General features: G+C 63.4%; 8 protein-coding genes. 7 read left to right on the plus strand and 1 reads right to left on the minus strand.

Annotated features, from left to right (window positions below):
* Positions 1–10: 10 nt before the first annotated feature.
* Positions 11–478 (minus strand): lysozyme inhibitor LprI family protein, encoded by a 468-nt coding sequence (locus tag FPV16_RS23835; protein ID WP_227441015.1) that lies wholly within the window; start codon positions 476–478, stop codon positions 11–13.
* A 51-nt stretch (positions 479–529) separates the two neighbouring features.
* Here FPV16_RS23835 and FPV16_RS23840 point away from each other — a divergent pair, with 51 nt between their 5' ends.
* The 7 genes from FPV16_RS23840 to FPV16_RS23870 form a co-directional block, all read left to right on the plus strand.
* Positions 530–3823, plus strand: coding sequence for a phage tail length tape measure family protein (locus FPV16_RS23840; RefSeq protein ID WP_227441016.1), 3294 nt, complete (start codon positions 530–532; stop codon positions 3821–3823).
* A gap of 72 nt (positions 3824–3895) precedes the next feature.
* The gene (locus FPV16_RS23845) at positions 3896–4405 is read left to right on the plus strand and encodes a hypothetical protein (RefSeq protein WP_227441017.1); all 510 of its coding nucleotides are present in this window, start codon (positions 3896–3898) and stop codon (positions 4403–4405) included.
* Complete coding sequence (locus tag FPV16_RS23850; protein ID WP_227441018.1) at positions 4390–4782, plus strand: DUF6950 family protein; 393 nt, start codon at positions 4390–4392, stop codon at positions 4780–4782. Before FPV16_RS23845 ends, FPV16_RS23850 begins: the two co-directional genes overlap by 16 nt.
* On the plus strand, positions 4782–7451 hold the full coding sequence (locus FPV16_RS23855; RefSeq protein ID WP_227441019.1) for a phage head spike fiber domain-containing protein: 2670 nt from the start codon (positions 4782–4784) through the stop codon (positions 7449–7451). Before FPV16_RS23850 ends, FPV16_RS23855 begins: the two co-directional genes overlap by 1 nt.
* Entirely contained in the window at positions 7451–8164 is a 714-nt protein-coding gene (locus tag FPV16_RS23860; RefSeq protein WP_227441020.1) for a hypothetical protein, read from the plus strand. Before FPV16_RS23855 ends, FPV16_RS23860 begins: the two co-directional genes overlap by 1 nt.
* Positions 8165–8193: 29 nt before the next feature.
* Complete coding sequence (locus tag FPV16_RS23865) at positions 8194–10914, plus strand: hypothetical protein (RefSeq protein ID WP_227441021.1); 2721 nt, start codon at positions 8194–8196, stop codon at positions 10912–10914.
* 3 nt (positions 10915–10917) lie between these two features.
* The coding region (locus FPV16_RS23870) for an FAD-dependent oxidoreductase (RefSeq protein WP_227441022.1) at positions 10918–11611 on the plus strand (694 nt) is incomplete at its 3' end.

The following is an 11611-nucleotide window of genomic DNA, read 5'->3' on the forward strand; positions in this document are numbered from 1 at the left end:
TTGGGCCGGACTATTTTGTTAGCTCGTTTAATCGAGCGACGGTCAGGCGGATGTAGCACTGCGCCATCTCAACTGCGGGGCCTGCGCCATTCGCTCCATTTCTCTCGGCGCTGGCTCCCATCGTGCCACAGCGAGCATCTAGATATGATTTCCACGCAGCTTGTGTCCTCATCACTTCGATGCGGTTAAGCTTTGCAATTGTAGATGCAGGTTTCCCGTTTATCTCCCCGACACCTCCGACGTCATCGGCATCAATTAGCGCCTTTTTGTACTCAATATTAATCTTCTTAAGTATCTCTTTATATCTATCATAGAGGCAACTTGACCTTTCGACATTTGAAGCGTCTTGAGCGCAGCGATTGACGTACTGCGCTACAGTATACTGGTATGGCTTCAAAGTAGGATCGTCAGTCGGGAGGCCCTCTGCGAATGCAGGGGAGGCCAGAGACAAAGTAATAGCGACAAATAGCAGCTTCAATTCTTTGATTCCTGTTCCCTAGAATTGTCATGTTGTATTTCGGGTAGGCGCATGCCAGCACTCAACACCCTGCGCACGGTGACGATCCGTCAGGTGTCGGAAGGAGCCGATAAGGTTCGCTCCGACCTCGACGGGCTTGTCTCCGCGCAACAGCGCGTCGCGCAGGCGAGCGAGCAGACGGCGACCGTAACGGAGACCGCCTCACGCCGGCAACTGTCGGCGGCTGCGGCCTACGATAAGGTGCGCGCTTCGGTCGATCTGAACTATCGCGCTCAGCAGCAGCTTGAGAGGCAGACCCGCACGCTTGACCGCGCCTTTCAGCAAGGCGTGGTGGACGTTTCGCAGTACGATCGCACCCTAGGGCAACTTCAGGCTCGCTACAGCAGCGTAGCCGGCAGCGCTGCGGCTGCGGCGAAGTCGCAGCGCGACGCTTGGCGCGATCTCGGAGAGCAGGGGCGATCGACCTTTCAGAGCCTTGAGGCTAGCCGCAAGCTCGGTAGCCTCGGCATGGCGCCGCCAGCCGCAGCGAACCAAAATGGGCGACTCCGCTCCGATCAAGTTCAGAACTTGGCCTATCAGGGTAGCGATATTCTTTCGTCGCTTGGTAGCGGCTCCAGCCTAACGCAGGTGGCGTTTCAGCAGGGGCCACAGATCGCGCAGGTGTTTGGTGGGGAGGGTGGCGCGAGCGTTCGCGGGGCTTTTGATCAAGCCAAGGACGCTGTGAGCGGGTTCCTCGGGCGCATCGGACCTGTAGGCGCTGCCATCGGCGTGGTGACCGCCGTCGTTGGCACAGGTGTCGCTGCGCTCATGTCCTACGCATCATCGCAGCGCGAGATCGAAAAGAGCCTGGGCGGTGTCGGGCGGGCATCCGGCGCGACCGTAGGGCAGATCAACGCCCTAGCGCCGGCCGCAGCTGCAGCCGCAGGCGTCTCGGTCGCTTCGGCGCGCCAAATGGCCGGCACGTTCGCCTCAACGGGTCTCATTGGCACGGAGATGTACAGCGGGCTCATCAAGCAGTCCCGCGACTACGCGATGATGACCGGGACCGATGCGGCCGAAGCCTCGACCTCGCTGGCCGAAGCGTTTGCAGATCCTGCGCGTGGGGCGCTGGATCTCAATAAGAAGCTCGGTTTCCTCAACGCCGAGATGCTGGAGAGCATCCAGACCATGCAGGCGTCGGGCAATCGTCTCGGCGCTCAAAAGCTCCTCATGGAGGGAGTGGCTTCGGCCACGGCCAACGCAGAGTCGAAGCTCGGCTTTTTCGCGCGCGGGTGGGCCGAGTTCTCCAAGAACTCCTCGAACGAGTTCAACGCGATCGGCGGGTTCATCTCGCGCGGCTTCGGCATGGACGACGCTGAGGCGCGGCTGAAGACGCTGCAGGGGCAGTTGGGCGCCCGGCAGTCCCGCATGGGCACTGCCGGCGGCCTCTTCGACAGCATCATCGGCTTCGATATCGACACCATCAAAGCCGACATCGCGAAGGTCCAGGCCGAGATTGATAAGGCGGCCGCGGCGAACAAGAAAAGCGGCTTGGGTCTCCGCGGTCTTGAAATCGACGGGCTGGTGAAGGGGCTCAATCCCGCCTCCGAGCAGCTTAAAAGGCTTGAGGAGGGGGCTGCTAACATCAAGAAAGGCCTGGCCGAAGGCGTTCTGGACCCTGCAGGCAATTCTCGCCGGACCATGGACGGGCTACTCATTCAGGCTAAGCAGCTTGCGTCTGACATGGCTGCAGGCGGAGCGCAGTTTGCTGACGCCATTGCGCGAGCCAAGTTCGATCAGCGCACGGTTGGCTTCTCGCCGACCGCCAAGTCCGCGGCCGATATCAACGAGGACGCTCGCGTCAAGGATTTGAACGCCCTTCGAGATGCCGGCAACAACGCTGCTTCTGAGGCGTACCTCAAGGCCGCTCAGTCGATTGAGCAGGTGCGAGTTACGGAACTTCAGACGCTCCAGTCGAGGACCGTCCTCGACGCCGGGGCGAATGGCAGCGGCCGGTACTCAAAGAGCCTCGCTGACGCCCCCGCACAGTACCGGGATGCCTACTATCAGTCGTCTCTGGCGTCCGGGGTGAACGCTGATCTTTTGGTCTCGCAGGGGTTTCGCGAAAGCGGCTTCAATCCGAATGCTGTTTCATCGGCAAAAGCTAAGGGCATTGCTCAGTTTATGGACCCCACCGCTCGCGGTATCGGGTTGACCAATCCGTTCGACCCTATCCAATCAATCATGAAGCAGGGCGAGCTAATGGCGCAGCTCCTCAAGCAGTTCAACGGCAATGAGACCCTTGCCCTCGTCGGCTACAACGCTGGCCCAAAGACCGCTGAGCGTTACCGTGACAGCGGGTTTGACCCGAGCGTGCTCCGGAAAGAGACCCGAGATTATATCCCGGCGATCACTACGGCTCGTCCAGGCGCCGAGCAGATGGTCAAATCCTATGACTCCCTGGATCGCGCTCAGCGCGACGCCGGGAAAAGCCTTGAGGATCTGCAGAAATTCTACGGCAAAAACGGGCAGGCTCTCGAACTAGCACAGGCCCAGCAGGCGAAATACACCGAGCTTCTGAATCAGGGCGTTCCCGCCCAACAGGCCGCCAGCATCGCTTACGGCGACCTCATCAAGAAAACCGTCGAGTTCGGCCAATCGGCGAAGATGGTCCAGTTCTCTGCCGACAACCAGTTCAATCGCGAGCAGCTGGGCCGCTCAGCCTCGGATCAGAACGCCTACGCTCAGGCCCGTTCGCGGATCGGCGATACCACCTCACCTGACGCGCAGCGCATGATCGCAGACGTCAAAGAGACGAATGAACTCGTCGATGCCAAGAACCAAGCGTCTTCCGCCCTCAGCGGCTTCGCGTTGGATTTGGCTCACGGCGCTACGGCAGCTCAGGCTGCCGCCAGCGCCCTTGGTCGGCTGGCCGACAGCATCCTCAACAAGGTTATCGACAGCGTCGTTTCCAGCGCCTTCGGCTCCGTTGCCAAGGGCGGAATTGGCAGCCTGTTCGGCTTTGCCACCGGGGGCATCATGACCAGCAATGGCCCGCTGCCGCTGCACTCCTACGCTACGGGCGGCATCGCCAACTCGCCTCAGCTTGCACTGTTCGGTGAGGGCAGGGGGCCGGAAGCCTTCGTTCCTCTTCCTGACGGCAAGCGCATCCCCGTAGCGATGTCCCAGCCAGCGAACATGAACGGCGGTGGATCGGTCAGCGTCAACCACGCGCCGACCTACAACGTGACTCCTGCGACTGGGGTCACTCCGGAGCAGCTTGCCGCCGTGGTCGATCGCAACAATCGCGACTTCGCCAACCGCCTGCCTAGTCTAATCAAAGAAGCCGATCGTCGGCGGGCCTGATCTAGCATGGCAATCTTCTCTGCAACGGTAGCCGCCGCCCTGGCTGGGCGGACGGTTCGCCGTGAGCGCCTAGTGCGCTTCGACTTCAAGTCCGAAAGCTTGCGCCTGTGGGAGGGTGGCCACGGCACGCTTCGCACCGCCGACGGGCAGATGTGGGCCGGCGCCGGTCAGCTTGGCCAAATTGGCGACATCGAGTCGTCTATCGGCGGGACCGCGCCGACGGTGGAGTTTTCCTTATCGGGCGTCGATCCAACCGTTCTTGCGAAAGCTCTGTCTGCTTCGGACGAAGTGAAGGGGCGCCTTGTCGAGGTGTACCTGCAGCACTTCAACGAGGACTGGTCTCCGCTGGACGGCCTCTATCAAACGTTCTCCGGCATCATGGATAGAATGCCGGTGAGCGCACCGCCGGGCTCGCCTACCCGCACGATCAAGCTGGTGGCGGAGACCATCTGGACGCAACGCGGTTTCGCGCCGTTCTCCTACATCTCCGACCGTGACCAGAAGAGGCTCCACCCCGGCGACCGGGGCTGTGAGCAGGTCGCGGCGATGGCATCGAAGACGATCCAATGGCCGGTGTTTTGAGCCTTCCCGAGCATCTGCGCGCGATGGGGTCGACCCCCTTCACATGGGGTACTTCGGATTGCTGCCTGGCCGCTTCCGACTGGATGCTTGCGTGCCGCGGCATTGACCCAGCTGCCCCGTTGAGAGGCCGCTACACGACCATGCGCGGCGCACTTCGTCACATCAGGCGCCTGGGCGGGTTTGAAGCAATGGTTTCTGACCTGATGCGCGACGCCGGCTTCGTGGAGACCACCGAGCCCAAGATTGGGGACGTTGGCGTGGTCGATAGCGATCAGGGGCAGGCACTGGCGATCCGGACCCAGATCGGCTGGGCGGTCAAAGGCGTGAACGGCTTCGTCGTCGCCCCATTCTCGCACACCAAGGCGTGGAGCGTCTGATGCCTGCGCTTCTCATCCCGATTATCACGTCCGCGCTTTCCGCTACGGCGCTGTCGTCAACGGCCATCGCCGCGACCGCCTTCATCTCGGCCAATGTCATCGTTGCCGGCGCCGCGCTGGGGCTCAGTGCGCTTCTTTCGCCGGACACCGCGCAGAAGGTTGCCTCCCAGCAGTACCAGAGCCGGCAGGCCATGCCGACGCTCCTCTACGGCTACGGCACCACGAAGCTCGGCGGCACGAAGTTCGAGTTCGATACAGGGCGAGGGGTCTACTGCGACGGGCTGATCCACTGCGCCGGCCCCGTCAATCGCGTCGTTCAGTGGATGCTTAACGATCAGAACGCCACGGGCTTCAACGACACGACCGCGATGGGGCAACAGGTCAGCGGCGACAATCTGACGGCTCCGTGGGGGGCGAACGTTTCGATCGACACCCACAAGGGCATCAACGACAGCGCGCCGGGATACCTCACCGATGTCCTCGCGGGCCGCTGGACGGCCGATCACAAGCTGCGAGGCCTGTTCTATTCCGTCATGGTCGCGCGTCCGACCGCCGAGAAGAACTTCCAGAAGGCTTACCCGAACGGTCCTCCCGCCCTTTACGTGGTAGCGGAGCTCGCCCCTGTCTACGACCCTCGCGACGCCACCCAGAATTGGGACGATCCGGCGACATGGAAGTATTCCGACAACGTCGCGCTGGCGCTCCTACACTACCTGACGGCCATTCGGGGGACCGATAGCGTCACGGGCCAGCCTGTCCCGTATGGCTTTGGCTTTGCGCACAGCCGGATCGATCTGCCGACATTCATCGCCTACGCCAACGTCTGCGATCAGGCGGTTACGCTCAAGGCCGGCGGCACCGAGAAGCGCTACCGCATCGGCGGCACCTTCGACATGGGCGCCGAGGAGCGCCGTACGGTGCTCAACCGCATCCTCTCCACGGGTGATGCCGAGATCTACCAGGGCGCCAACGGGCGTATTGCAGTCCGCGGCGGCGAGTGGACCGCGCCGACCGTGACCATCACCGAGAAGCACATCCTCGGCTACGATTTCGAGGGCGGCGCCGACAAGCTGGCTGCGTTCAACCGCCTAAAGATCTCCTTCAGCGACCCCAAAAACGACTATCAGGTTATTGAAGCCGACCCATGGGACGACCTGGCGTCTCAGGTCGCTTCTCCGAACGGGACCACGACGCAGGATCTATCCCTGCCCATGGTCCAGTCGCACGCGCAGGCCCGCCGGCTGGCAAAGATCGCGATGGCCAAGGCCAATCCGACCTACAAGCTGACGCTGACGACGGACCTCTACGGCCTTCTGGCGCTAGGCGAACGCACGATCAAGATTGTGCTGCCCGAGCTCGGCATCGACACCACTTTCCTCGTCACCTCCTTCACCGAGGCAGCGGACGGAACCTGCAAAATTGGCGTCTCATCGTTCGGGCCAGAGGCTTATGCCTGGACGCCTGGGGCTGAAGAGGGTGTTGCACCGGCCGTGGCAGATGCCACCAAGCAGCCTACCATCGTGCCAGACGTCGTGAGTCCTGCGTTTGCGATCGAGCGCTTCACCGCGAACGGGAACGTCACGGTTCTCGGCGTTAAGGTGACGGTCGCCCCGCCAAGCAACACGACGTTCAAGCTCGTCGGCCGGACCCGCATTGTCGGCAGCGGGACCGCCGGCTGGGTCGATATGAGCGACGTGGGGAACCTTTGGTCCCTGTCGTATCGCCCCGTCAACGAAGGTCAGAACTACGAGGCTCAGGTCGCGTTTCAGGCCCCGTTCAACGGGACACAAGGGCCATGGGTCTCCGCCGGAACGCTCACCACCACGGCTGATGCCGTTGCCCCTTCTGCTCCGACCTACACCTCCGTCGCCCTGAAGACCGGCGCTGCGCCAGCCATTACCCACGCCTTCAAGCAGTCGCCCTCCACGAACGCTCGAAGCCTTCAGTTCCTCCGGGCAGTCGGATTGGGCAAGGTACTCGCCGACGCGGCCGTCGTCGGCCCCGCCGTCTCGGAAAGCCCAAACCAGTCCGATACCTGGGAGGACGTCGCTCCGCTGGGCCTCAGCAACTACTGGCTCCGCGCGCTTAACGCCTCCGGTGTCGCCTCTCCCGTCGCCGATGGGACGAAGACCGTCATCAACTCAATGCAGGCCGGCAACAAGACGACGGCGCCCTACGATTTCGCCAACGCAGCCTGGATCAAGGTTGGCCTCACGCCGGGAGCGGCGAGCACTGGGCCGGACGGCAACGCGGCGACCATGCTAGCGGAGACCGCCGCCACCGGCTCGCACTACCTTCGCCAGCCCGTGCCCATCACGTCGGGCCAGCGGGTGAAGGTCGCGTTCTTCGTCAAGGCAGTTGGCCGCGACCGCGTTCGGCTCAACCTGTTCGATGCCGCCGGCAGCACCGCTCAGCAAACCGCCGTCATCATCACGCTTTCCACCAAGACGGCTGCGGCGCCGACCTACGCTGGCACCAACATCACCAACGCGGTCGCCGAGGTCACACAGGTCTCGTCCGATTGGTACTGCGTCTCGCTGACGGCCACTGTTGCCTCCACGGTCGCGGACGGCCGGATCTATCTCATGGATGACGTCGGGGCTTCCTACCTCGGCGACACGGCCAAAGGCGCGATCCTCTCCGGCGGCACGATCGCGGTGGTGACCTGATGGCGCTGATTATCCCTCCGCGCCTTCGCTGCTTCACCGAGGCTTGGCGCATCGCCAACTCCGCCCGCGGAGGCGGGGCTTCTCTCACCGGCCAGCAGCAATTCGTGGTCAGCCCGGCCGGTCGCTGGGAGGCCAAGATGTCCTTTCACTGCGTCGAGGATGACGACTACCTCGAGGCGGATGGCTTCATCGCCAGCCTGGACGGGCCCGCGACGCCGTTCCTCGTTGGCCCGGTGGATTGGCGCGGTCGCCCTTGGGTCATTCACCCACTTTCGGGGACGGCGCTCACCCCCGCCCTTATCCGCCGCAACACCGGCGATGACGCTGCCATCGGCGTGAACCCCGACACGATCGGCGCTTTATCCTTTTCGCTCGCCGCCAACGTGGCGATGAACTCCACGGCGCTCACGATCCAGCGCAATCTGGGTGGGGCCCTCAAGCGCGGCCAGTATCTCCAGATCGGCGAGCGCCTTCACATCATCACCGGGCTCACCACAGATGACCCGGTCGACCCTCTCTCCGGTGTCCCCATTGCTGGGCAAGTCAGCGTCACGATCCGTCCCTGGACGCGCGATGCCTATACCGCCGGCACTCCCATCGAAATGGCCGCCCCCGTCGGCCTTATGCGCCTGACCGCAGAGTCCAGCGCGATGGTCGAGCGGACCACGTCTCCGCTGTCCGGACTGTCGCTCGACCTCGTCGAAGCTTTCTGACGCCGCACCCCTAAAAACTTGAGGACCGCATGGCCCTAAATCCCGTGACGTCCGCGGACGGCCCCGATGCCGCGCGCGCGAAAATCAATGCTGGCTTCACGCAAGCCGACAAGGTCGACCAGAAGGCCGACTCCACTGCGCTCGCCGCGCTTGGCGGCTCGGTCGACACCGTCATTCGCCTCTTCGGTGAGAAGGCTGAGAAATCGGCCCTCGCCGCCGAGGCGACCCGCGCGACGGCGGCCGAAGGATCGCTTCGCACCGATCTCAACAGTGAGGTCACCGCTCGCGCCAGTGAGGTCACCGCTCGTACCAATGCGGATGCCGCGCTGTCGGGTAGAATCGACGGCATCGTCACCCTCATCTCGCCGAATGCCGACCTGGTCGGCGGCGCGTCCGACCGGCCCGGCGACGCCCGAAGCCTCTTCACCCGCGTGATGACCGGCGAGCCGAAGAGCCGCGCCATCATGGATCGCGGCACAATCGTCACCAATGACGACATGGGCCAAGCTCTGCGTATCGTCGGCACGGACGTGGACGCCACTCCGGGCTTCATCGACATCGCGCCGCGCCGGGCGATCTTCCTGCGTCCGTTCCGGACCTACATCGCCCGCTTCGCCTTCGTCCGCGTGGTGAACCCGAGTGACCCGTCCCAGAACGCGGTAGAGGCGCGCATCCAGAACCTGAGTTCTTCCTTCGGGCAGGTCAGCACGGCCCGCCTCGGGCTCTTCACGCCCGTCCAGGCCGACGGCGTCGTCTACGCCGACATCCTCATCGGCAAGGCTGGCGCGCCGGGCAACCTCGCCTACACGATCCCGGACACGTCCCGTTATGGCGTGCCGTATCTTCGCATCTACGGCAACGGCCAGACCACCGACGTCGGGGCCATCGCAGTCTACGACGTCACGGACGGCCTGCTCGGCGGCGCGGACGTGGCGGCCATCACTGCCCGCATCTCGACCTTCGAGGCTCGCCTTAAGGCCATCGAGGGCGCCACCGGCATCGACGCCACACTGCTCAGCGGCTTGGCCGCAGACCGCGACGCGGTTCGCTCCACGCGGTACTTTGGTCGCCCCGGTGAGGCCATCCGGACATGGACGGCGGACGTAGGGGCAACGCCTCAGGCCGCTACCCCCCTGGCGGTTGGCGGCGCCTACAGCATCGTCAGCACGGTAATGGGGCCGGCGCTCCGCATTGCCGGCGCCGCGTCCGCTCGCCCGATCGCGCAGATCCCTCTCGACGACACTCAGGTCGAAGAGTTCAAGGTCACCATCAAGCGCGGCGTCGATAGCTCGACGTCGGCCGATAACGCGCCCGTCCTCTCCTTCGCGTCCTTCAAGGCAGATGGGACATCGAATGCCACGGTCGGCCTGCCTGCCGACCCCCTGACGGTCGCCCAGGGGATCAGATCCTACACCTTCCGTGCCTCGCTCGTCGCCGGGTTGGGGACGGTCGATCTCCCCGCGGGCACTCGACGCATCGATCTGATCGTGGGCGGCAAGGGCACGGGCGCCGTTGATGTCATCAGCGTCGAGCGCAATTCGCAGAGCCTGACCAGCGCACCAGAGATGACCGACGCCATCGCGTCTGAAGATCGTCTCTTCATCTTCGATGACAGCGCAAAGCTCATCAAGAAATACACCTTCGCACAATTGGAGGCTTACTTGGCTCCCCCCAGACTATACCAACACGAAATTCGAGGTATCGTTGTCAGCAACGAGTCGACTATTGTCTTGGCTGCGGACGATCTGCGGCGGGGTGAAATTGAAATCCAGGCCGCCAGCCAATGCCAGCTTGCTGTCCGCTGGGGCGGTGGGTCCGCCTCCTTCGTAGATGGGGGAAGCTGGATCCAATCGAGCGATTGGCTCAACCACAACGGCGGCCAGGGCTCATGCAGCATCGCAGTCCGCGCCAAAGAGGGAGATGCCCCAACGGTCCCTTTCAGCACGACGCTCATTATTCGCGTCAACCGGACGGTCAATGTTCCGCCGAACGCTCTCACGAAGGGCGATATCGTCCTAGGCCGCATGAAAGACCCGATGGACCCGCGCTATGCGGCCATCATCAAGAAGGAGGTCGACGACTCCGTTGCTCTCGGAGACTATCCGAAGTTTCCGCTGTGGGCTTTGATCGGGTCCACGAAGGAAAACTGCCGCGTCAACATCGGCAATCCCACCGGTAAACTCTTCACCTTCCGCGAAGGTGCAAGTGGCATTCCCATTGTCATCAATCCATACGTCAACCTCGTGGGCAATGCCCAAGACCAGAACATCGATACGACTTACATGCCGGCGGACGTTGGCTGGACCGACTCGTCGCATGCTCTCGGCGTCAGGGCGGGGTCTGCCGCCCTTGGCGGGGCCAATCCGCAGATCGCGTCCAACCTGATCAACGTCCAGCCCAACCGCACCAACACCGACCATGGCTTCAGCTCGGGCTCGCAAACCGACCGCGTCTCTATGCTGGGGTCTCTCGGCAAGTGGGTTGGATTGAGCCGCATCTCGACCGGCTCGTTCCGCACATTCATCGACGAGGCATTCTCCACCGAGTTCGCGCGCGCCAATCCAACCGTCGTCCCTCGTTCGATCAAGCTCATGTCGGGCGCCGGCGTTGCCGGGAGTTCCGACTACAGCACGGCACCCTTCGCCGGCGCCTTCACCGGCCCCGGATGCACGGACGCCGAGTTCATCCGCCAGGTCCAGCGCATCAAGCGCATCGAGGCCGTCGGCGCCCTCATCGCTTCGGGAGCTTGATCCATGGCGAACCCGACTGCGTTCCTGTGGAGCCTAAGCTCCTCCACCTGCGTCGCCGCGATCCGCCTTGCCGAGATGGGCATGGATGTCGTCGCGTGCGGTGCCTACGACAAGATCGGCGAGATGGCAGGCACCGGCCTCAGCCAGACCGACCGCGAAATCGGTGGGACGTCGTTCTGGGGCTACCAGAACGAGTTCTACCTTCGAGCCGGTGACCTCTGCGGATACAACGACAACCCCAACAACGCCCGGCGGGTCCAGATCTTCCCATCTCCCCAGGCGGCGGACACGATCTTCCGCGAGTGGCTCAACAAGTACCCCGAGCGCACGGTTGTGAGCGGTCAGCAGAAGGGGAAGATAATCTGGCGAACCAACGCCGAACTGACCGGCGTGAAGATGAACGGCAACGTCTGTGAGCAGGTCACCGTTAAGGGCTCTGATGGCCTGACGACCTACGACGTATGGGACACCTTCGACGGTTCCGACGAGAACGACCTCGTGAAGGCGATGGGCCTGCCCCTCCGCCTGGGCCGCGAGAGCGCCTTCATCACTGGCGAAAAGGCCGGCGGAGTCACCCCGATCCAGTTGCAGTCAGGCACGCGCGCCTACGACTTCGCGACCGGTAACCGTCTGCCGTGGCTCAAGCCGAGACCTCGACGCTCGGCCAGGGGCGAGGGCGACTCGTCGGTCATGGCGT

This window comes from Methylobacterium sp. W2, from assembly GCF_020662345.1.
In the GTDB taxonomy this organism is placed as follows: domain Bacteria; phylum Pseudomonadota; class Alphaproteobacteria; order Rhizobiales; family Beijerinckiaceae; genus Methylobacterium.